We start from the raw sequence: 22,233 nt of genomic DNA, 5'->3' as shown, positions 1-22,233 counted from the left end.
CATGAAAACAACGCTAAAAGCTAACGCCGTCTGGTTAGGGGTGATGATTTTAGGCTTTGTCGTCATCGATGCCGCTGAATTCGCCGGGTTAGTGAATACCTTTATTGAAAACATGTTGGTCACCATCGGGATTAACGTCATCTTAGCGACGGGCTTGAATCTGATTATCGGCTTTTCTGGTCAATTCTCACTGGGTCACGCGGGCTTTATGGCGATTGGGGCTTATGCGACTGGCATTATCACCCAGAGTATCGCCACACCGTTGGGCTTTTATCTTTCGATGATTGTTGGTATCTTCGTCGCCATTATCGCCGCTCTAATCGTTGGCATTCCTACCCTGAGATTACGTGGGGACTACCTCGCTATCGCCACTATGGGTGCCGCCGAAATCATTCGGATTCTGATCAATAATTTAAAAATTACCAACGGCGCGGCCGGCTTGTTCAATATCCCAGCCTTAGCATCTTGGGCGACCGTCTACACCATAATGTGTGTCACCACAATTGTGACCGTCAACTTCATCCACAGTCGCGGCGGTCGCGCGGTCATGTCCGTTCGCGAAGATGAAATTGCCGCCGAAGCAATGGGGATCAACACCACTCGTTGGAAACTCGCCGCTTTCGTCTTTGGTGCCGCCACGGCCGCAATTGGCGGTTCGTTGCACGCAGCTTATATCCAAACGATTGCCCCCAGTGACTTCAACATTATGGCCTCCATCGCTATTCTGATTATCGTTGTCTTGGGCGGGGTTGGCAGTATCACTGGTACATTTGTCGCCGCCATTGTCCTAGGGGCACTCGATACGATTTTGCAAAACTTCGGGACGCTACGGATGATTATTTATTCACTCGCCCTAATTCTGATTATGATTTTCAAACCCACTGGTCTCCTCGGCAACTGGGAACTCTCATTCAAACGGCTCAATCATCACAAGGAGGTGTCGGCCCATGAGTAATCGTTTATTAGATGCACAACACCTCGTTAAAAATTTCGGTGGCTTAACGGCGGTTTCGGACGTGTCCGTTCACTTTGATCAAAATGAATTGGTTGGCCTGATTGGCCCCAATGGTGCTGGTAAGACAACATTGTTCAACTTACTGACCGGGGTCACCCCGATTAGTTCCGGCGCCATTACCTTAGCGACCGACCAAGGCGTCCAAACACTTAACGGCCAGCGCCCCGCCCAAATTGCCCAAGCTGGGTTATCTCGGACATTTCAAAATATTCGGTTGTTCAAAGACTTGACGGTCTTGGATAACGTTCGGATTGCCATGACTAACCATTATCACGAAACCTTTTTTGGCAGTATCTTTCGCACCCCAGCCTTTTATCGAACTGAAGCGGCGATGACTACGGCTGCCCAAAATTTATTAGGCATTTTCGATTTAACCACCGTGGCGGATCAGCCAGCTAAGAACCTCCCCTATGGGATTCAACGTCGCTTGGAAATCGTCCGGGCCTTAGCAACTAAGCCCAAATTACTCTTTCTAGATGAACCCGCCGCTGGGATGAATCCCGAGGAAACTGCCGATTTAACGCGACTCATTCGCCAGATTCAACATGACTTCCACATTACCATCGTCTTAATTGAACATGATATGTCGCTAGTTATGACGGTCGTTGAACGGCTCTACGTTCTAGAACACGGGGCCTTGCTCGCAGCAGGGACCCCCGCTGAAATCCAAAAAAATCCGGCCGTTATTAAGGCCTACCTGGGAGATGAAACGACATGTTAAACGTAACCGATCTAGTCGTCAATTACGGCGCCATTCAAGCGGTTAAAAAAGTCAGCTTTGAGATTCATACTGGCGAGATTGTCACCCTGATTGGCGCTAATGGGGCTGGTAAATCAACGATTCTCCAAACGATTTCAGGGATCATGCGACCTAAAAGCGGCCAAATGACCTATTTGGGCCAACCAATTCAAAAAACGTCAGCGCCGAAAATTGTCCAAGCCGGTATCTCCCAAGTTCCAGAAGGCCGCCATATTTTCCCAGGCTTATCCGTACAAGAAAACTTACAGATGGGGGCCTTTCTCCGTAAGGATCGGTCAGCCATTAAGCAAGCTTACGCTGATGTTTACCAGTACTTTCCCGTCCTCAAACAGCGCCGTCACCAAGACGCCGCCACCCTATCCGGCGGGGAGCAACAAATGTTGGCAATGGGCCGGGCTTTAATGGCTGCGCCTAAATTAATGCTATTAGATGAACCCTCGATGGGGCTAGCGCCAATCTTTATCAATGAAATTTTCGAGATTATCAAGGCCATCAACGCTGCCGGAACCACGGTTTTATTAATTGAACAAAATGCTAAAAAAGCCTTGTCCATCGCAGATCGCGGCTATGTGTTAGCTAGTGGTCACATCAAGCTCAGCGGTACCGGTCAAGACCTATTAGCCAATCAAGCCGTTCAACAAGCTTACCTAGGAGGATAATTTATGAGTGTAGCAGATTATATGACCCCAAAATTAATTGTCGCCAATCCCACGACGACGGTCAGCGCCGCCATTGAATTGATGAAACAAGCCAATATTCATCGACTGCCAGTTATGGATGGCAATACCTTGGTCGGCTTAGTGACCCAAGGTATTATCGCCCGTAACTTGCCCTCGCAAGCGACTAGCTTATCCGTTTATGAAACCAACTATTTACTCACAAAAACCACTGTCGCCAGCATCATGGCTAAAACGGTGCAGACGATTACGGCCAAAGCCCAATTAGAGGACGCCATTTACCAAATGCGACGCCACAAAATTGGCGTACTGCCCGTCACTGAAGATGATCAAGTCGTTGGTATTATCACTAATAACGATATTTTGGATGCCTTCTTAAATATCACCGGTTATGGTGAACCGGGCGTGGTTTGTCGGGTGGTCATTCACCACGATCAGACTGGCGTGATTTTCAAAATCGGCCAAGTCCTCGCCGAACATGATTTGAGTATTCAAACACTCATGGTCGTGCGCCGGCAAGCCGATCGCATTATTGAGTTACATGTTAATAGCGAAACTCGTAAGGCAGTCAATCAAGTCTTAACTACTGCTGGTTTTGAGGTTGAAGCTTAGTCAAAAAGTTCAGGGTCAATGTCGTTTAATGACATTGACCCTGAACTTTTTTAGGTTGTGATTGCGTGAAACCACACAGTTATTAACCATCACCATTTTTTAATCCCCGTTAGTTAACGGCGGGCGGGCCAGAATTGGCTCAGTGGTGTCGTTTATCTTAGTCGGTGCTTTTCCGACTTAGATAAAGCCCGGCTTTCGAGACCGTTCTGTGGCTCGAAAACGCGGCCACCACGTTCCAGCCGATTCTGGACCAACCAGAGTGGCAATTTAAACCAACTAGCACCAAGCGTAATTGGTCAAATAAAAGTAACATTTAAAAACAGCCGATTTTTGAATGTTACTTCAATATAGTTGTCGCAACATTCAAAAAATAGCCATTTTTTGAATGTTCAATTCCCTAAATCTAGGCAACATCTAAAAAACGTCACTTTTTTGACTATTTCCCAACAACCTATAGTCCCGATTCGTTTTCCTCATTCAACTTATCGCAATCAATAATCAGCTGACAAACCTCTTTCTCCGGCGCCAACTTCATTGAATATTTACGTCCATATTCAATCATCGTATGATGCGCCTGATGTAACTCTTCTGGCTGCAAGGCGCCAACAATCTTCGTTTCCACCTGCAAAGGCGTCGCTGATTGTGGCACGAAATGCAGCCGTTTGGAAATGGCCGAGACATGTGTATCAACCGCAAATGTAGGTTGTTCAAAGACATCACTTAAGACAACATTCGCTGTCTTGCGACCTGCCCCTGGTAATGCCATAATCCCTTTGCGATCCGTTGGCACCACATCATGCAAGTCTTCATGGACAATGCGCGCGGTTTTAATAATGTTCTTTGCTTTGTTATGAAATAAGCCCACACTTTTGATGATTTGCTCTACATCAGTCACATCCGCGATCATTAAATCTTTCGGCTCCGGATAGCGGTCAAACAGGATTGGGGTGACCTTATTGACTGACACATCAGTCGCTTGGGCACTTAAAATAACGGAGACTAAATATTGAAATGGCGTCCGCGAATCTAGTGATGGCCCCACTGGCCCAATATCTGCTTCCATTTGATGAATCGCCCAGACAATCTGTTCGTCTTTTAACATTGATTTCCAACTCACTTTCAACTAACTATGATTCAGTTTTAACTTAAAAAGCTTCTATAAAATATTGCTAATCTTCCTAAAATTATTATACTAGTTACGCCCAGCTTTAGGGGATCAGACTGCTTATCTATTATTACCCTTTTTAGCATTCGGATTTTAGGCAGTCCTAAATATTTTGAATCACACTACAAAAGAACTATAATGGACGCGGTTCAGCAAGTGAAGGGAGTCATTTTTAATGAGCCCAAATATGTTAGTACACTATTTACAAACCATCAACGTTTTACCACAACAAGCCTTTCATTGGGAAATCTTTGAAAGCACCGCGCTGTGTGTCGATGTCGATGGTCAGCGGACCGTCTATCAATTAGACCTCGCTGACCACGCCATCAAAGTCTATCAAGCCTCCACGCAGACAGAAATGTCCGGCGACTTTCACTTTGACAAGACCATTCCATTAACCAACCAACAGCTGGCGGCGTTACCAAAACAAACGCCACTCGCTAGTTAGACACAAAAAAGTTCCAAGTCGATTTGACTTAGAACTTTTTTAATGAGCTATTCAGTTGGCGTCGATTGTAAGCTCCAGTTCACTTTACCTTGATAGCTATCGGCGTACACACTCGGTTGGACATCTAAGAAGATACCCTTTGTACTCGACCAATCACTTGTCACGGCGGTCGTATTAGTGGTGCCCCGCGACCCACTCGCCACCAGCGTTGATTGATTCGTCAACACTGATTGATTAGAACCATCTTGGTAGATCAAATTTCCTTTTAATTTATGACTGTCTGATTCTAATTCCGTCGCACTCGCATAAACATACCATTTTGATCCCGTCGCGCGGGTATCACTGATATTAACATCCCATTTGCTGCTCGGTTGATAAATCGCTTCCTTCGTTGGAATCGCTAACGTCCCAAAACCGATACTGCCACTGATGGTGCCAAAACTTAACGTCCCAGCGGTCTTTTTAATCGTAATCGTTTGCGAACTAGACTTGGTGCTTCCATCCTGTGCATAGACATCGACCGTCATGCTGTCACCGCTAGCTAAAGCCGCAATTTTAGCAGCCAGCCCAGTCGCATCACTCGTATAAGTCACATCAGCAGTACTACTGCCATCCGAATATGTTGCACTCAAACCCGCTTGCTTCGTTATCCAAGCTAAAACGTCACTGTTACTCATGCTACTGGTAATATCATTAGGCCCAGTCGCTAATGAGGTTTCTTTATTATCAAGGGTTAGGGTCTTTTGCGCCACATCCTTAGAGACTGTCCCAGAATCACCAGCATCATTACTTTCGGTGACAACCACCGTTTTTTGACCAGCTAAACTCTTACTTAACTTGAGGGAATAGCTTAAATCAGCACCGACCGTGGTGGAGACAGAGGGATCAGCATCGACTGTAATCTTGTCGCCGACAATCGTCCCTTTACCCTCAATGACCGTTGTACTTTGCGTTAAATCAGTGGTGATCGTTGGCGTTAAGACTTTGGGCTCGACAATGCTGTCTTTGGAAATATAGGCAAGAGCCCGGCCTGATTCATCACCTAACTGATTCGTATAGCGAAGTCCAATCGATAAAGCCGTCCCATTCCAAACCGACCAATCCAAACCAACTGTTTGTGTCGCATTCGAGGAACTAAACGTAAACGTTTTGACTAATGATCCTGGAATTAGATTAGTACTATTTATCAACCCAGCAACATTACTATCAGCATTAAAGGCCGAAGCGTATAAGTTTTTAACCGTATCCCTAGAGTTCTTGGTCGTTAATGTTCCTGAATACGTAATCGACAATACAGTCGTTCGATTGGTTAATTTGCCGTTTTCAACGTTATTAGCCAATATTTGCGTAACTGCTGGTGCGGAACTAAGTGAGGTATCCCCACCATAAAGTGAATCCCCCGTAATACTGGTAGCTTTTGTGAATGACACGGCTGTCATGGTATCCGCGGCCTGACTGACTAGCGACTGACTCCAGCCCATCGCGATCAAGCTGCCTAATAATAAACCGATTGGCGCTAATAATCGTCTGAATCGTCGCATCATCTACACCCGCTTTCGTAATTGCCGCCATTGCCGCCAGATAATCAACAATAACCCGCTAATCACTAACAACAAACATCCGATGAACCCCAGATAAACCCCTTGGTACTCACTCGTTTGTGGCAATTGGCCATGCCGAACCGCCTGAATCCAAGCGCCAAAATGACCCGTACTAGTCGCAGTCTTAGAATGCCGCGCAATCGTCGTTGGTTGCGCCGTTATGCGATAGGCAGTCCGTCCATCTGGAATGCCAGGATTTAGCTTGGCGCCACTAACGGTAGTTGGATCATCATAAAACGACACTGACAGTTCAGTCTGCGAGGATTGTGCCGCCCAGACAGAAGGGCTTAAGCCTAGCACTAATAACAATCCGATTAGACCAATTAAACTCATTCTGCGCATGAACGGACCCTCCTTTTATTGTGCTTTTGACTGACGCCGTTTCCGTAACCAGAAGAATAACCATAATCCTAGCAACATCAAGACAAACATTCCTAAGGCGCCAAGAATGACAAACCAAATAACATTAATCCCACTGTTATCAACTGAACGTTGATTGTATTTCTTCGCATCAGCGTTATTAATCTTAAAGTCACGGTCAAAGACCCAACGATGACTCGCATTCTTAACGACCATGTGTAAATGATAATTGCCTGCTTGTAGCTTAGTCTTCCCTAATAACATCGGATAATCAAAAGTTGAATTAGGGGCCATCTGAACATTCGCCTTTTTAGCTGAAGTCACAACTCTCCCACTATTCTTACTTGTAATGATCGTCTTCATCGTTAAGTTGGGAATAATGACAGCGGCGGTATTACGCAGCTCAGGGAAAATGCCACGGTGATAGTTCCGCATTCCAGCGGTCACTTTAGTCAACTTCAAGCTGGGTTCAGGGATGGTCCCTTCTGTGTATTTCAAGCCAATCACATACGAATATTGATTACTAATATTCATCGACCCTTTAACTGTCCCGGTGACTTTTTGATCAACACGTTTAAAGTACCAGCCACCTAAAATGACCCCGTTAACTTTGGCACTTGGCATTTTGACGGTGGCTGTCACAACTTTTGAGCCGTTCGCCGGTACCGTGACCGTTTTGACGCCATTAAGCTTCGTCAACTGACTCATTTGATAATCAAGCGAGGCATCTAATTTTTTGGTTGGCGTGACATATTCAATAACACCGTTACTGTTGGTATAGGCCGTATGAATCGCCGTCTTCACCTTAATATCTCGATTCGTGACGTTATAAATAACCGTCTTTAACGTCTGGGTCTTCCCCGGCGTCATCTTCAAGTCAAAAAATGAATTTTTCGCATGTATTTGATTCTTAGGAATCTTAGCGGCCACGCTAAACCCAATCTCATTGCTTTGAGTCGTCTTCGCCGCTTGGGCCGTCATACTAAAGCTCATGAAAGCCACAAACAACGCGCCTCCCCAAGCCAACTTCTTCATCCACTGCATCAAATTATTTACTCCTCTCAAAATTAGGTTTTATATTTTTACGCCGATTGGGCTAGAACTGGCATTAATGAACAGGTCTTTATAACTTAATAAAATCTGCTTTCATCCTAGCCAATAGATTACTTGGAACCAAAAGGTCTTTTATATGTTGATTAACGCCGGGCGGACCAGAATTGGCTCAGTGGTGTCGTTTATCTTAGTCGTGGGTTTCGACTTAGATAAAGCCCGGCTTTCGAGACCGCCCTGCGGCTCGAAAACGCGGCCACCACGTTCCAGCCGATTCCGGGCCAACCAAAGTGGCAAGCCAAGCCAACTAAGCATATGTTGATTGCTACTGCAGATTAGTTACATTGGTTCCTCTATGTAAGTAAAAGGTCGCCCCGTTTACACAGTGCCACCCTTTACGTTTATTAATGTTTAGCTTGCTGGGGTATCGCTTAAGTTCCAAGTTAATTTAGTGGTGTAACCTTGTGCCTTCGCTTGGTTAGCCGGAACTGTCAACTTGATATCACTAGGATTCAATTGGTCAGTCGTGATCCCGGCACCGTTATCTTTACCAGCAGTTAGGACTTGGGCCGCGGCGGTATCCAACGCGTTGGTAACCGCAACACTCTGCGTCCCATTACTACTGCTACCAGTATTAGCTAACGTCCCAGTTGGTAAAACCAAGGTTGCGCCTTTCAAGGTCGTGCCATCAGTACCAGTTAAAGCTGTCCCAGAAACCGTTAAGTTCCAGCCAGCGTTCGTCCCACGCACATCGGAAACTTCAACAACGGCTTTGTTATTCCAAAGACTGCTGACATCGGCACTCTTGGTCGTATCAGAATCAGTGTAATTAGCGGCGTAAGTCTGGTCGTTCGAAACGTCAATTTCGTGTGACCCGAAATCTAATTTGTTCGTGACGTAAATTAACGAAAGATCGCCACCAGCTGCGGCACCGTTACCCTTGTCACCACTATTATCAGACGTCCCAGGATTGTCAGGGTTAACTGGATTTACGGTTTGTGTACTCTTTTCAAAAGTCGCACTAACGTCAGTTGACCCACTACCATTCCCAATATCACTTGATGTATCCGCGCTAGCTGCCAATGGTGCGGCAACTGCTAACAATAATGCACTGCTCATTAATAACGTCTTAAGACTTTTTTTCATAATTAGTTATCCCCTTTTCAATTGACCTGCTAGCATAGTTTACCACGTTAATTTTTAATATCAATATTTTTATCACTATTAATTCATAAAACAGTCGTACATTTAATAGTTATAATATAATAAGTGGTAAAATATTCAGTACTATCAATGGTTTTGCCGCTGATCTAGGCCAATTGTGGGTGAAAAAGTTTTTTTAGCCCTTTTATTAGCCGCGTTTTCCCTGATGCCATCAGTTAATGGCTGATATTCTTTCATATTCAAAATTAATGTCTTTTATTCAGCTGATTTTTGCCGTAGCTTAACTAATTTTATCCCAGCGTACTACTGGAATGAATTGGTTGTTAAGGTAAAAAAAAACGCCCAACCAATTAAGGTTAGACGTTTTTTAAATCATCCTGTTATTCTGAACGCAAAGCAGTCGCAGCATCTTTCTTTGCGGCCATCCGTGCGGGAATGTGACCACCTAAGACCGTCAAGACGGTACTAATGATGACCAACACAATCGCATGGACTGGATTTAACTGGGCGACATTACCCAAGCCCGTAATGTTACTTAAAATGGCATTGGTTGGGAACGTAATGGCCCACGCAATCAGCACGCCGAGCACCCCAGAAGCAACCCCGAGAATCACAGTTTCGGCATCGAACACCCGGGTGATATCCTTCTTCCGTGCCCCCAAAGCCTTTAGAATCCCGATTTCTTTGGTCCGTTCCAAGACGGAAGTGTATGTGATAATCGCAATCATAATCATACTCGTGACTAACGAAATCCCAGCAAAGGCAATCAAGACGTACGTAATCGCGTCCATCAAGCCACCCGTTAAGGTCGAAACCGTCCCAGCTAAGTCGGTATAAATGACCTTGTTGGCTTTCGATTTACCCTTATTATACTTATCCAAGTATTTCAAGACTTTATCCTTGTTCTTGAAGCTATTCGGATAGATTAGGATGCTAGCTGGCGTTGATGACCCACCAAGATAACTGATCAAGCTCGTCTTGGTATCACTATCAACTTTAGCCCCGGTCATGACGTTAGTATCACTCTTCTTTTGTGCTTTAACAATCTTAGAATCCTTGTTGGCTTGAATAATGTTCTTCGATAATTGGTCACTGTAAGCAATCCCAGTTGCCAACACATTTTCGGAATCCTTATTCTTCGCCTTTAAGATACCAACCACTTTAATTGTCTGATTAGCTGACTTATTGTACATCGACTTGGTCAACTTATTCGGCAAGTAGTTGCCAGTTGGTAATTCTTGATAGTAATCATTGTTGGTAACAACTTTGATCGTCGTTCCGACTAACTTGCTGTAACTCAAGTTTTGATTTGATTTCACATCGTAACCTAAGTTCTTTAGCGCATTGATGTTGGTTGTCTTCTTGCGATCCGTAATCAAGACGACTTCATTAGCTTTCGTTGGATACTTACCGGCTAAGACACTGTAATGCTTCTTGAGTAAGCTATTCTTACCTTGGTTCGCACTCGGGTAAACGGAGGTCCCAACCCCGGTCGCACTAGCCATCGCAGCAGACGCACTGCCCGCGGAGCCATTCTTACTATTTTGATTAGAGAATGAGACAGACTTGGTCTTACCGTCAACTTGGCGAATCAAGTTCATCCCCGTCGAATACGTATACGTGACGTTTTTGCTTAAATCTGGATTCAAATCCTTAATATACGTTAAGTAACGCTTCGTTAACTTATTTGTATGGGTCGCTTGGTCAGCTTGACTTGTCTTAGCTTTGACTGCGCCTGACTTGGCGGCTTTGGTCGTAGCTTTAGGCGTCCCCGTTTGACTAGAAACGACTTGTGAGATCGTAATCGGCATTTGTGCCAGTGTGTTACTCTGTGTTTTATCAATCTGCTTCTGGAACCCATTAGATAGCGCTAAGACAATCGCAATCCCAATAATCCCGATACTGGAGGCAAATGCAGTTAAGGCGGTCCGTCCTTTTTTCGTCTTAATATTGGTGAACGATAACTTTAAGGCCGTCCAGAACGTCATCTTAGTCTTCTTCAGAGCAAACGTCTCATCGGCTTCGGTCTCGTTAAAGGGATTAGAATCATGCTGAATCTTTCCATCAGCGAATTCGATAATCCGGTTCGCGTACTCTTTCGCTAATTCCGGATTATGGGTAACCATGATCACGAGGCGTTCCGCTGAAAGTTCTTTGATTAAGTCCATAATCTGAACACTGGTCTCAGTATCCAAGGCCCCAGTTGGTTCATCACAAAGTAAGATTTCGGGGTCATTGGCAATCGCCCGCGCAATCGCAACTCGCTGCATCTGACCACCAGAGAGTTGGTTCGGCCGTTTGTTCATGTGTGGCCCTAAGCCAACCCGTTCTAGAGCCTTTTTAGCTTTAGCCTTCTTTTCAGCGTTACCAACACCACTTAGGGTCATCCCCATCTCAACGTTATCGAGAATACTTAAATGACCAATAATGTTGTAACTCTGGAAGATAAAGCCCACGGAATTATTCCGGTAAGCATCCCAATCACTATCTTTGAAATCCTTCGTTGATTTGCCTTTAATGACTAAATCCCCGGAATCATAGACATCCAACCCGCCAATACCGTTCAGCATGGTGGTCTTCCCGGAACCACTTGGGCCTAAGATGGCGACGAATTCTCGCTTACGAAACGCGACCGACACATCATCGAGCGCTTTGGTGACCGAATCACCAACGTGGTAATACTTCTTAATGTGAGTTAATTCAAGCATTTAAGTTAAGTCCTTCCCAATCTTTAATGACGATATTTATCCCAAACAATTGACTTTCTGTTACTATATCATTAATGCAACATCGTGTCTCAAATAATAAATTAAATGTTTTAAACTGACAACCGTCAATTAGCAGCAGTTTGTTGTGAACACTACAGTTTACCCTAATCTGTTGCAGTCATGGAGGATTTTATGGTCGCAACGCCCAATAATCGCCGGGCTCAATACACCCAGCAAGTCATTGAAGATACCGTGTTACAGTTATTAGAAACCAAACCAGTTGAAAGTATCTCAGTCACTGAAGTCTGCCAACTAGCCGACGTCAACCGGACGACCTTTTATCGCCATTATACTGATATCTTCCAATGCTTAGATCAGATTGAACAAACCTTTTTAGCCTCATATTCTTTCGATAAAAGCGCTCGGCCAACGGTTAATGTTGAGCGCATGTTAGATGCCTTTTATCAGCAGCGGCGCCTAAGTAATCTGGTCTTTGTGGGGAGTAAGACGAAACTGCTAGACCGGATGCAAGCAACAATCCCGGCTGATGTGCCGTTCGCCAATACTTACCAAATGACTTATATTTGGAGTGGCGTCAAAGCCATTATCCAGCAATGGGTTAAAGCCGAGATGCCTGAGACCCCACATGAGCTGACCAAGATTATCTTTCGCAGTGTCTTGGCTCAAGATTTACCGCCGATTGATCCTGAAAAGCTCTAAACTTGCCGCTTCGGTTGGTCTGGACTGATGCTGGAACGTGGTGGCCACGTTTGTGAGCCAAAGAACGTCTCACAAGCCGGGCTTTATCTAAGCCGAAAAACCATCGGCAAAGATAAACGACACCACTGAGCATCATCCAGCCCGTCCTACGCTAACAAACAGGAAATATTTTAAACTGATACCATTTATTAAATGATTTGTTGGCTTAAACGTAAAAAGGTGATGGTCAGTGTTCAATAGCTGATCATCACCTTTACTAATTATTCTTTAGTTGCTTTTCGAAAAACGACTAGCTTCGAAAAGAAGAAGTTCCCCACAATTGCCAATCCTTGACCAATGATTTTTGTCCACGTCCCAGGAATTCCTAATAATGAAATACCGACCCAGAGGACCAAACTTTCGACTAAATAGGTCGCAATCCGGGTGACGTAAAACTTTCCCATCTCGTGAAATGGACGGGCAGATTTATGTTTGAAGACCAAGACACGATCAACCCAAAACGCGCACTGTACCCCGAGTGCCCAGGCAATTAGATTGGCAACTTGATATTCAATTCCTAGTAGCCGATACCCGACGTAAAAAGCACCTAAGTTCACAAATACACTAATTAAGCCCCACAGTAAATACCGCACTGCTTGTTGGCGCGCTAACTTGGCGCCCGCCGAATGTTCCCCGGCTTCAGTCACGATCGGCTCAATCACCTCAATAGGCGTGACGACTTCTTCAACTTCAGCGGTCGCTAGTTCTTCTGACGACTGCTGCGACGATGGTTCATTTTTCATACTCATTTATCTGCGACCTCTCTATGTAATTTGACGTCATCCATTAATAACGGTCCAGTTTCCCATGTTAACAATTTAATTATATTGGGTTCGCTTACATTTTGCCAAGAAAAAGCACCTACCAGTTAACTGATAGGTGCTGGAATTGTTTAATTAGTTGAAATTAAGCTGTTCTTTAGGCCTTTAAGAGCTTTTCGGCGTTAGTCTTAACGTCGTCATCACTCATGTCCATGTATTTTGCGACTTCTGCGGAAGTTTTGTCCGTATCATGATTGTTACCATCCATGAAATGATCCCATAATGCATCCCGAACAGGCATCTTGGAATCGCTCCATTCGAACACATCACACATCTTCTCGTCCAATACTTTAGTCTTTTCAACAGTAGCCATACTAAAACAACTTCCTTTCTTAAGGTTCAACACCTATTATAGTCGTTATTTTGAAAGTAGTTCAGATTTTGCTTATGACTTTTCATTTAACGTTCAACGTGTTTTTTAAACGTCGCTTGAATTAACGCTGGTTCAATCACTTGATTCGTTGACGTCAAGGACCACGGTGAACCAGGCTGATGTGTAATCCGACTCAAACTAGCCGCCGTCTGATCACCATAATCACATTGAATACTGCTTAAAAGATCAGTGATTTCTTGATCCGCTTGGACATGATTATAGTCATCAAATGCCACATCATTCAGCTGACCACTCACAATACCCCGGTGACCGTTGTATTGTTGATGAACGGTTTGAATAACGGGCCCATACGGCATGGCAATAATTGGTGACTTAAACAATCGCTGACCCGTCAGTGCCAAATATCGACCATAAGCAAAATAAAGCAATTTGACGACTTTCATTTGGGTCAATTCCTCAACATTAGGATCTAACTCAGCATCAAAATAATTACGCACTCGATACCAGTTCGTTAATTGGATTGCCGTATACGCCGATGCAATTGATGGGGTCGACTCCTGATGCAAATAAGCGGTTATCTTTTTCGTGACCGTGGTTGCCAGAACGGCCTCATCTTGAATACTAAACGCTGCCAGAAAATGTGCATCACTAATCAAAGCTTTTAACAATTTGTTATTCGCTTTCGACGGCAACGCACCAGTTTCATATAAAGCCACTGTATTGGGACTCCAACCAAGTAATTCTGCAAATTCACGTTGCGATAACCCAATTTTGGTCCGATATTTTTTAATTTCCGCTGGCGTAACCACTTGAAATTCTTGCCGATACTGATCATTAGCTATTTCAACCGCAGCATCGTCCAACTCAGCATCTGGCACTAATTGATTAGTAACAGCATCAAAACGGGCTGGCGCTGTCACCGAATATTCATGCCCACGAATCAAAAAGGTATTCGTATAATCTTTAACAACTGTCTTCGTCATATTAGCACCCCGCTAGTTTGATAGATGAAAACTAATAAATTTAACTGATTTATCAAGAAACTTGAACTTAAGATAATAAGTATCCCCATATTCTGTTTTAAACACCCAAAGATATGTTCCTGGACGATCACGATCTAACTCATATTTTTTGAAATCTTCTACCTGCAATTGTTGCACGATGATTTTCGCCATAGACCTCGTAACGGCAGTAGCTTGCATGGATCGACGCGTAACCATTGTAAATTGATTTACCGACACTAAATATTTTAGTCGAGCTAGTGCTTCATATTTGTTCACACTATCGATCCTCAGATGTCTTTTAATTTGTTAACCTATTATAACTGATTATCGGTTCTCTTGATACTGATTAGTATCGTCAAAGTTAAAATACAGATACTAAAAAAGAGCCAACTACACATTAGCTCTTCCATAACTCTATGACTGTTGATAAATTAACTTCAAACTCGCTAAGTCGGCAGTTGATAACGCCGTTTTACCTTGACTAATCGGATACATCACCGAGCTCTTCTTTGAACTGTGATCCATCCCTAGCGCATGGCCTAACTCATGAACAGCCACCGCATCACTGTATGACCGTGAGTACGAGCCATTCAGGCTAGCAGTCGCTTGGTTCTGGTACTCAGTCCCGTACCAGCTAATCCGCTCGATAATTTTTGGACCACCATGTCCCAATTCAATGCTCGTTGAAAAGTGCTGCATCTTTTTATGGTACACATTAAACGTAATCTGGTTGCCACCCGTGGGCGCCTGGCCCGCAACCAACTTCACAATTCCGGTCTGATTGTATGTTGCCACAGCGTCTTTAAAGACTTGGCGTCCAGATGGTGATAGATCATCATCAAATTGATAATAATACTTATTTGATAACTTAATCCCTTGCACGATTGATTCTACCGGTGTGGCAGCTTTTGTACTGACCCTAGCAGCTTGCTGACTTGTCTTTTTACTGGTACTTGTCGCGGTTCTGCTGGAACTATTTTTAGTAGTTGTCGATGACCCACTGCTACTTTCAGTCTCCGATGCTTGATCATCAGCATCTAGCAGACTGCTGCCCAGATTACCTGATAAGGCATCGGTAAGTTTTGTCTGATAAAATGCTACGGCAGACGTGATCTTTGGCCCGACCGTGGCGCGATTTTGATAACCCCAAATAATGCCGATGATCAGTATGACTGACCATAGTAACCGACCAATTTTTCTCACTTGTGATTTGCCCCTTTGTCAATTGACAATGTTCAAACGGACACTGACTTAACAACTTTTTTTGCTTGGAATCTATTTATACCATATCTCCAGTTAGCACGCGGGTTTAACGCTCAAATGTAACAAATCTTTACAACTTTAATTACGTTAAAGCACCTCTTAGCCTGTTAAATTGAAGTCAATCGCAGTTATTTCAATTGAAACTAAAGCCGCTTAGTCTAAAATTCGCCCCAATGTCCGATACCGTGACAGCATCCATTGGCGATAATTCTGCTTGGCCGGCATCGTTTCCGTCACTTGCAAGACCGGCACACGGTGTTGCTTAGCTAATTTGACCATATTCGTCACTAGTGCATCACTGACTTGTTTGTTCTGCACAAAGAAAGCGACACGCTGGTGTTTCAACCCGCTTTGCATCGTTTTAATTACTTTCGGTGACGGATCCGTCCCTTTTTCAACCGCCTTTTCAAAATTAACATTTCCAACGTTAAACCCCATCGCCGTCAACGCATAGTCAAAGACCGGTTCGCTGACAAAGACTTGCTTGGTTTTGCTAGTCTGCGCTTTCTTTTTCAAGGCCGTTAACTCAGTTTGAATCGGCTTTAACGACGCTACATACTTTTTCGCATTAGCTTTAAAGTAAGCTCGGGATTGCGGTTGTTGCTTACCCAATTGAGTCGCTAAATACGTTGCTAACTTTGGCATAGTCTGTGGATCATACCACAGATGAGCATTCGCCCCAGTCTGCTTACCCATCACGTCTTCCCCAACTTGAATCATCTGCGCTTGTGGCGCATTTTTCGCTAACTTTGATAGCCAGCTATCGTAACCCAAACCATTCGCCACCACAACATCCGCTTTAGCAACGGTCGCCGCAACTTTGCTCGTTGGGTCAAAGTCATGCGGATCAACAGACGGCTGATTAATGATCGATGTCACGTGTACCCGTTTGCCACCCACCGCACGCGCTAGTTCACCATAAAAATTCGTCGAGGTAACGACTGTTAACTTGTGCGATTTGACCGGTTGAACAGTTGACTTCCGACATCCTGCTAGTAAGCTCCCGCCAATCAATAAACTTAACCCTAACATACCAATAACTTTCAGATAGTGCACTTTAAACATCATGAACCCTCCACTTTTCAAATCGTAATAATTACGCTTTATAGATTAGCAATAATCATTACTCTTGTAAATAGTAATGATTACGCTTTACTGCAATTTAAAAAGAATGGCTCAAAGCAGTGACACCTGCTTCAAACCATTCTTATTTAGAGGGTTAGTCCTTTATTTATCTTCTCGCCGTGCTTTTCCAAGACTAGCAACTACACTGCTCAACCCTAACAACATCAAGCCCATCAAGGTCGTTGGCGTTGTCGTGGCTTCTTCTGTCTGTGGCAACCTCGTAGTTGGTTTAACAGCTGGTTGCGATGGCGTTCCGGCTTTCACAGTTGCGTCAGTCGTTGCAACTGTGGTCGTCGTCTGCACATGTGCCTTAGCCATTGCCAAGTTAGTTGGTTGAACCGTTGACTTAGCTGGTTGCGCATTGATATGATCGCCATCCCAATCGGCACTAGCTACGGCTTTTGTCGTTTTAGCAGTCGCTGGTTTGACCGGATTAGTCGTGTTCCCGGGGTCAATCGTATCAGCTTGCCCAGCATCCGTTGGGGTTGAAACTGTTGGGACATCTGGAGTTGGCGCAACATCATTCGTATTAGTATCGGGATCAATTGTCGCACCCGCACTTGCATCCGTATCTGGACTAGTTGGCGTCGTAATGGTGCCCGTACCAGTGCCACCATTATTATCCGTATCAGGCGTTGTGACCGTACCAGTCGTCCCACCGTTGTGATCATCTGGTTTCGTAACCGCGGCTTTAGCTTTGACGGTCACCGTAATCGTCTTGGTAATAACATTGCCATACCCATCCGTATAACTGTAAGTGACGGCATAAGTCCCTGGTACCGCGACATTAACTTTGTCAGCATCGGTCACGGTCATCGCATCCAAACCTAGCGCTTGACCAGCCGCATCCGTGGCACTGACAAAATTATCCGCGGCGGTCCATTGATCACCTTGCGTTAACGTACTGTCTTTGACGTTAACACTCGCCGCCGTAGCAGCCACTGTCACCGTAATCGTGGTCGTAGCGGTATTTTGATAAGCATCGGTCATGGTATACGTCACTTGATACTGACCTGGTGTCTTCGTATCGACATCGCCAGTCACTGTGACATCATCAAGCGCGACCACATTCCCATCAGCATCAGTTGCGTCATCTAAACCAAGCATGGCATCCCAGGCTTGACCTTGTGTTAAATTGACATCGTGGGCTTTAACACTCACTTGACTAGCCGCAATTGTGACCGTCACTGTTTTGCTCAAAGGATTGCCATTAGCATCAGTGTAACTGTAAGTGACTTGATAAACTTTGCCCGCTTGACGCGTATCCACTTTATCAGCACCAGTTACCGTAACATCACTCAAGGTCACTGGTTTGCCAGTAGCATCGGCTGCACTGACAAAGTTGTCAGCTGCCGTCCACTTGGCACCTTTAGTAACCGTTACCCCTTGTACGTCTAACGTCATCTGACTTGGCACAACCGTAACCGTCGCGGTCGCTGTTGTCCCATTGGCTGCCTTGTAAGTGACAGTTTGCTTACCTGGTTTGGTTAAATCCACATCACTAACAACAGTGACATCCGCCACCGTAATTGCTTGACCCATCTCATCAGTCGCACTAGTGAAGTTATCCGCCGCTGTCCAAGTTGCGTTGTGGGTCTGGTCAACCGTCGTGTCATGAACCGCCAACGTGGTCTTGTCGACTTGCCATGTATAAGTATCCGCCACTGCCGTATCGGTACCGTTGTATAACGCCATCAATTCAGCAGAAGTGAATAATTGGCCTTCCGTATTGATCCAGTGACCGAGGTAGCCATCAGTGGTTGGGACGTCAGGAATTTCAGCGGTCACGCCATCTTTAGACAACACGTTCTTGGTACCCAAAGTTAAGGTTTTAACACCGGAACCTTTAAGCAACGTATCAAAAGGATTCAAGGCCGTCATATCAAGATTCGATAAATCTAAATCCGTTAAACTAGTCGTATCAAAGAACATATTCCGCATCGCCGTAATATTGCTCGTATCAATTTTGCCCAAATTAACGGCAGCTAAGTCGTAATCGCGATTAAACATCCCAACTAACGAGGTCATCTTGCTAGTATCCCAGTTAGATAGGTTAATCGACTTTAAGGTCAACATTTGATTAAAGGCACCGTGCGCATCAGTCATATTTTGAGTATTCCAGTTATCAACCGCAATCGCCGTTAAAGCAGCATCTTGATAAAACATGCAGGCCGCGTTCTGCACATTACCCATATCCCACTTGGAAACATCTAATTCCGCTAACGCTTTATCACCGTAGAACATATTTTGAGTACTCGTCACCTGACTCATATTCCAGTTAGCAACATCTAAGGCAGTTAATGCTGAATCGCCAAAGAACATTTGCGTGGTGTCATTCAAACTACTCAAATTCCACTTACCAGTATCAAGACTGGTGAGGCTGCTCATCCCATAAAACATACTGTAAGCAGATTGAAGGTTGCTTAAATTCCAGTTACCCACTGGCAATGATGCCAAGTTAGTCGCGCCATAAAACATTTGCGTCGCATCTCTTAAATTGCCTAAATTCCAATTAGTTGTATCCAGGCTGGTCAACCCACTAGTACCTTCAAACATACTAAAGGCAGACTGGAGTTGACTCAAATTCCAGTTACCCACCGGTAATGACTTCAAACCCGTATCGTCACAAAACATCTGCGTAGCATACTTCAAACTACTTAAATCCCAATTAGTCGTATCTAAACTAGTCAGTCCGCTCGCACCATAAAACATGCTATAAGCATTAACTAAGTTACCAAGTTGCCAATTAGCAACCGCCAAGTTGGTTAACCCGCTAGCGCCATAAAACATTTGATAAGCTGTTGTTAAACTATTCAAGCCCCAATTGCTCGTATCTAACTTAGTCAACCCACTATCATTGTAAAACATGCTATAACCAGTTTGAAGTTTGCTTAAATCCCAGTTAGTCGTGTCTAGGCCATCTAATTGACTATCGCCAGCAAACATTTGTTGGGCATTGGTTAAACTACTCAAACCCCAGTTGCTCGTATCTAGAGTCGTTAGGGCATGATTATCACAGAACATCCCAAAAGCATTAGTGACATTATTCAAATTCCAGTTACTCGTATCAAGGCCGTTCAATGCATTGTCGCCCCAGAACATATAACTGGCATTAACCAAGTTGCTTAAACCCCAGTTACTTGTATCCAAAGTTGTCAACTTGGCATCATCCGAAAACATATCGTCGGCCATTGATAAATTATCTAAGTGCCAAGATGGTGAGTCAATTGTCGTTAAGTTCGGATTGTTCGCAAACATGGTCGTTGCAGTTTCTAGTACTGGGAAATCCATATCTGGCATCTTAATCGTCTCAAGATTGGCATTATCAATAAACATGTTCCAAGCTTGCTTATCGTTAGTCAGTGTCCAGCCCGTTAGATCTAAGCTGGTTAATTTAGGATCGTCACTAAAAGTTGAGAAAGTAGTCGTGACGTTGCCAACATTCCAGCCAGCGACTTTTAATGACGTTAAATTCTTATTACCAGAAAATGCCAAGCCCATATCCGTAACTTTACTCGTGTCCCAACCGGTCAAATCAAGGCTAGCTAAACCGGTGCCATTAAACATACTATCCATATCAGTTAAATTTTCAGTATGCCAGTTACTGGGATCAAAGGTCGTTAACTGATTGTCACCCGCGAACATGGAGGACATCGAGGTAACCTTGCTCGTATCCCAACTGCTAGTATTGAACGTTGTTAAGCCATGGTCGCTCATAAAGGCCGCCGTCATATCAGTAACATGACTCGTATCCCAACCATTTAAATCCAGGCTAGTTAACTTTTCAGCTTGAGCAAACGCATAGCACATGTTCGTCAGGCTACTAGTATTCCAATTACTGATTTCCAAGTCTTGCAAATGACTTTGATAGCCATTTTCAGTAGCAAATGTTTCATAAAGTGACTTCAAGTTGTGCGTATCCCATTTATTCAAATCAAGACTCGTTAAGTTATTCGCTACAAAAAAGGTATATTTCATTGATTCGATTTTACCAGTGTTCCAGTCACCGATTTGTAAATCGACTAGACTCGTATCCCATGCAAACATTGAACCAATATCCGTGACATTGCTCATATCCCAACTATTCAAGTTCAAGCTGGTCAGACTAGAATCACTAGCAAACGCGCTAACCATCCGTGTCGCAGAACTCGTATCAAACATTTCTGGGTTGGTAATCGTCGTTAGATTCTTTAACCCACTAAAGACTAGGCTTGAATCTGATGCGGCCGTGACTTTACCATCGAACGTAATCGTTTTGATTAATGTCCCGTACTTCGACCAGGTGCCACCAAGATTAACAAACGTCCCAGCGCCGATATGTAACACACCATCTGCATCAATCCGCCAGTCACTGGTCCCAAACGTTCCGCTGCCAAGATCCGTACTTGTAGCTGTCGGCGCAACGGCCATCCGCATTAAGTTAGCCCGGTTAAGATTAGCCCCGGTCGCAACTTTTGAGTCAGCTAATGAAAACGTCTTAGTATCAACCGTCGAATCATCGGCTGGCAGGTCATTAGTGTCTGAATCGGTCTTATCCGGTGCAGTCACTGTGGTTGATTGAACTGTCGTGGTTGGCTCAGTTGACGTGTCCTTATTCGTAGTAACGGTTTGTTGCTTAGTATCCCTTGTCGATGTTACTGGGTCAGTCGTTGGTGTTTTCACATCAGTGGTTGACGCCGGTGTTTTGCTAGTAGGATCCGTTGTTGCTGAATCGCTTGTATCAGCAGTCGTTGAACTGTCAGTTTTAGTGACTGGTGTTGGATCAGTCGTTGATTTTTTAGTCGTATCAGTAGGTGTTGAATCGGTGGTTTTGGTTGCGTCAGCCGTCGTTGTGGCCGTGCTGGTCTGCTTCGTTTGGTCATTAGACTTAGTATCAGTGCTATTACTGCTGCTAGACAACGTCACCGTCTTATCCGTTGAGCTGCTAGTTGCTGTGGTTACCGAACTGTTGTCTGAACTAGTTGCTGATTCCGCAGTTGTATCGGCTTGTGCCAAGGTACTCCCCTGCCAGACGGTCATCGCGAGGACGCCAGCAAAGAGCCAAACCCGGCCCTTTTTATACATCTTATAATGTTCTTTTTCGTTCATTACGGTTGTCGTGTTCATCTTCGTACTCATCTGTGCCGTCCCCTTTATTGATGTCCTTAACTCGATATGCATTATTTATTTTTATCCGCTTAAATCTTCATCTACACTGATAGTGTACCCCCTCAACGTGTACAATTCAACCAGCTACTGCACTTATAAACGTTGATATATCGCCATTTACATTCTTTCATCCGTGTTTGTCAGCTGGTAAAGGTTGGTTCCGGATAAGTTGGACGCCAATATTTCATTAATCACACTATAACTATTACTTATTACCCA

At 44.4% G+C, this 22,233-nt stretch carries 19 protein-coding genes; 6 read left to right on the top strand and 13 right to left on the bottom strand.

Translation table 11 applies throughout. The features are described from left to right. Position 1: 1 nt before the first annotated feature. The 4 genes from FFM77_RS01105 to FFM77_RS01090 are packed head-to-tail and all read left to right on the top strand — an operon-like array spanning position 2 to position 3,064. Positions 2–955, top strand: a complete 954-nt coding sequence (locus FFM77_RS01105) for a branched-chain amino acid ABC transporter permease (protein WP_137633908.1) — start codon at positions 2–4, stop codon at positions 953–955. Beyond that, positions 948–1,736 (top strand): ABC transporter ATP-binding protein, encoded by a 789-nt coding sequence (locus FFM77_RS01100; RefSeq protein WP_137633907.1) that lies wholly within the window; start codon positions 948–950, stop codon positions 1,734–1,736. Before FFM77_RS01105 ends, FFM77_RS01100 begins: the two co-directional genes overlap by 8 nt. Further along, a complete protein-coding gene (locus tag FFM77_RS01095; RefSeq protein WP_137633906.1) occupies positions 1,730–2,434 on the top strand; it encodes an ABC transporter ATP-binding protein in 705 nt (234 codons plus the stop codon). Before FFM77_RS01100 ends, FFM77_RS01095 begins: the two co-directional genes overlap by 7 nt. Positions 2,435–2,437: 3 nt before the next feature. After that, positions 2,438–3,064, top strand: coding sequence for a CBS and ACT domain-containing protein (locus FFM77_RS01090; RefSeq protein ID WP_137633905.1), 627 nt, complete (start codon positions 2,438–2,440; stop codon positions 3,062–3,064). 451 nt (positions 3,065–3,515) lie between these two features. On the opposite strand, the gene FFM77_RS01085 is transcribed toward FFM77_RS01090, so the two are convergent. After that, positions 3,516–4,166 (bottom strand): endonuclease III domain-containing protein, encoded by a 651-nt coding sequence (locus tag FFM77_RS01085; protein ID WP_137633904.1) that lies wholly within the window; start codon positions 4,164–4,166, stop codon positions 3,516–3,518. 238 nt (positions 4,167–4,404) lie between these two features. On the opposite strand from FFM77_RS01085, the gene FFM77_RS01080 reads away from it, so the two are divergent. Next, on the top strand, positions 4,405–4,677 hold the full coding sequence (locus FFM77_RS01080) for a hypothetical protein (protein WP_137633903.1): 273 nt from the start codon (positions 4,405–4,407) through the stop codon (positions 4,675–4,677). Between the two features lie 47 nt (positions 4,678–4,724). On the opposite strand, the gene FFM77_RS01075 is transcribed toward FFM77_RS01080, so the two are convergent. From FFM77_RS01075 to FFM77_RS01055, 5 genes are all read right to left on the bottom strand, one after another. Beyond that, positions 4,725–6,218, bottom strand: a complete 1,494-nt coding sequence (locus FFM77_RS01075; protein WP_137633902.1) for a hypothetical protein — start codon at positions 6,216–6,218, stop codon at positions 4,725–4,727. Between the two features lie 3 nt (positions 6,219–6,221). After that, positions 6,222–6,620, bottom strand: a complete 399-nt coding sequence (locus FFM77_RS01070; protein ID WP_137633901.1) for an LPXTG cell wall anchor domain-containing protein — start codon at positions 6,618–6,620, stop codon at positions 6,222–6,224. Between the two features lie 15 nt (positions 6,621–6,635). Beyond that, positions 6,636–7,673, bottom strand: a complete 1,038-nt coding sequence (locus FFM77_RS01065) for a WxLIP family cell surface protein (protein ID WP_137633931.1) — start codon at positions 7,671–7,673, stop codon at positions 6,636–6,638. 426 nt (positions 7,674–8,099) lie between these two features. After that, positions 8,100–8,834: a WxL domain-containing protein gene (locus FFM77_RS01060; RefSeq protein ID WP_137633900.1), complete on the bottom strand. Its 735-nt coding sequence runs from the start codon at positions 8,832–8,834 to the stop codon at positions 8,100–8,102. Between the two features lie 398 nt (positions 8,835–9,232). Continuing rightward, entirely contained in the window at positions 9,233–11,560 is a 2,328-nt protein-coding gene (locus FFM77_RS01055; RefSeq protein WP_137633899.1) for an ABC transporter ATP-binding protein/permease, read from the bottom strand. A 192-nt stretch (positions 11,561–11,752) separates the two neighbouring features. Between FFM77_RS01055 and FFM77_RS01050 the strand changes: the two genes are divergently transcribed. Next, on the top strand, positions 11,753–12,280 hold the full coding sequence (locus tag FFM77_RS01050) for a TetR/AcrR family transcriptional regulator (protein WP_137633898.1): 528 nt from the start codon (positions 11,753–11,755) through the stop codon (positions 12,278–12,280). A gap of 260 nt (positions 12,281–12,540) precedes the next feature. Here FFM77_RS01050 and FFM77_RS01045 read toward each other — a convergent pair whose 3' ends face one another. From FFM77_RS01045 to FFM77_RS01015, 7 genes are all read right to left on the bottom strand, one after another. Beyond that, the gene (locus FFM77_RS01045) at positions 12,541–13,068 is read right to left on the bottom strand and encodes a GtrA family protein (RefSeq protein WP_223876740.1); all 528 of its coding nucleotides are present in this window, start codon (positions 13,066–13,068) and stop codon (positions 12,541–12,543) included. Positions 13,069–13,237: 169 nt separating this feature from the next. After that, entirely contained in the window at positions 13,238–13,453 is a 216-nt protein-coding gene (locus tag FFM77_RS01040; RefSeq protein ID WP_137633897.1) for a P8 family protein, read from the bottom strand. Between the two features lie 86 nt (positions 13,454–13,539). Continuing rightward, complete coding sequence (locus FFM77_RS01035) at positions 13,540–14,457, bottom strand: type II TA system antitoxin MqsA family protein (protein WP_137633896.1); 918 nt, start codon at positions 14,455–14,457, stop codon at positions 13,540–13,542. 12 nt (positions 14,458–14,469) lie between these two features. Next, positions 14,470–14,754, bottom strand: coding sequence for a type II toxin-antitoxin system MqsR family toxin (locus tag FFM77_RS01030; RefSeq protein ID WP_137633895.1), 285 nt, complete (start codon positions 14,752–14,754; stop codon positions 14,470–14,472). A 138-nt stretch (positions 14,755–14,892) separates the two neighbouring features. Continuing rightward, positions 14,893–15,681: a matrixin family metalloprotease gene (locus tag FFM77_RS01025; protein WP_171001530.1), complete on the bottom strand. Its 789-nt coding sequence runs from the start codon at positions 15,679–15,681 to the stop codon at positions 14,893–14,895. 213 nt (positions 15,682–15,894) lie between these two features. Then, positions 15,895–16,809, bottom strand: coding sequence for a metal ABC transporter solute-binding protein (locus FFM77_RS01020; protein WP_171001529.1), 915 nt, complete (start codon positions 16,807–16,809; stop codon positions 15,895–15,897). Positions 16,810–16,968: 159 nt separating this feature from the next. After that, positions 16,969–21,984 carry a BspA family leucine-rich repeat surface protein gene (locus FFM77_RS01015; RefSeq protein WP_171001528.1) on the bottom strand — a complete coding sequence of 1,672 codons (5,016 nt, stop codon included), beginning with the start codon at positions 21,982–21,984 and terminating at the stop codon, positions 16,969–16,971. Positions 21,985–22,233 lie beyond the last annotated feature (249 nt).

This window comes from Lactiplantibacillus songbeiensis (genome assembly GCF_005405125.1).
GTDB lineage: Bacteria > Bacillota > Bacilli > Lactobacillales > Lactobacillaceae > Lactiplantibacillus > Lactiplantibacillus songbeiensis.
This window is presented reverse-complemented; position numbering and strand designations above follow the sequence as displayed.

What these genes read in the sequence shown, in the direction of transcription:
- FFM77_RS01075 (WP_137633902.1), bottom strand. Translation starts at nt 6,218, where the DNA reads ATGCGACGATTCAGACGATTATTAGCGCCAATCGGTTTATTATTAGGC.
- FFM77_RS01040 (WP_137633897.1), bottom strand. Translation starts at nt 13,453, where the DNA reads ATGGCTACTGTTGAAAAGACTAAAGTATTGGACGAGAAGATGTGTGAT.
- FFM77_RS01070 (WP_137633901.1), bottom strand. Translation starts at nt 6,620, where the DNA reads ATGCGCAGAATGAGTTTAATTGGTCTAATCGGATTGTTATTAGTGCTA.
- FFM77_RS01045 (WP_223876740.1), bottom strand. Translation starts at nt 13,068, where the DNA reads ATGAGTATGAAAAATGAACCATCGTCGCAGCAGTCGTCAGAAGAACTA.
- FFM77_RS01080 (WP_137633903.1), top strand. Translation starts at nt 4,405, where the DNA reads ATGAGCCCAAATATGTTAGTACACTATTTACAAACCATCAACGTTTTA.
- FFM77_RS01060 (WP_137633900.1), bottom strand. Translation starts at nt 8,834, where the DNA reads ATGAAAAAAAGTCTTAAGACGTTATTAATGAGCAGTGCATTATTGTTA.
- FFM77_RS01085 (WP_137633904.1), bottom strand. Translation starts at nt 4,166, where the DNA reads ATGTTAAAAGACGAACAGATTGTCTGGGCGATTCATCAAATGGAAGCA.
- FFM77_RS01090 (WP_137633905.1), top strand. Translation starts at nt 2,438, where the DNA reads ATGAGTGTAGCAGATTATATGACCCCAAAATTAATTGTCGCCAATCCC.
- FFM77_RS01065 (WP_137633931.1), bottom strand. Translation starts at nt 7,673, where the DNA reads ATGAAGAAGTTGGCTTGGGGAGGCGCGTTGTTTGTGGCTTTCATGAGC.
- FFM77_RS01035 (WP_137633896.1), bottom strand. Translation starts at nt 14,457, where the DNA reads ATGACGAAGACAGTTGTTAAAGATTATACGAATACCTTTTTGATTCGT.
- FFM77_RS01050 (WP_137633898.1), top strand. Translation starts at nt 11,753, where the DNA reads ATGGTCGCAACGCCCAATAATCGCCGGGCTCAATACACCCAGCAAGTC.
- FFM77_RS01020 (WP_171001529.1), bottom strand. Translation starts at nt 16,809, where the DNA reads ATGATGTTTAAAGTGCACTATCTGAAAGTTATTGGTATGTTAGGGTTA.
- FFM77_RS01015 (WP_171001528.1), bottom strand. Translation starts at nt 21,984, where the DNA reads ATGAGTACGAAGATGAACACGACAACCGTAATGAACGAAAAAGAACAT.
- FFM77_RS01095 (WP_137633906.1), top strand. Translation starts at nt 1,730, where the DNA reads ATGTTAAACGTAACCGATCTAGTCGTCAATTACGGCGCCATTCAAGCG.
- FFM77_RS01100 (WP_137633907.1), top strand. Translation starts at nt 948, where the DNA reads ATGAGTAATCGTTTATTAGATGCACAACACCTCGTTAAAAATTTCGGT.
- FFM77_RS01105 (WP_137633908.1), top strand. Translation starts at nt 2, where the DNA reads ATGAAAACAACGCTAAAAGCTAACGCCGTCTGGTTAGGGGTGATGATT.
- FFM77_RS01055 (WP_137633899.1), bottom strand. Translation starts at nt 11,560, where the DNA reads ATGCTTGAATTAACTCACATTAAGAAGTATTACCACGTTGGTGATTCG.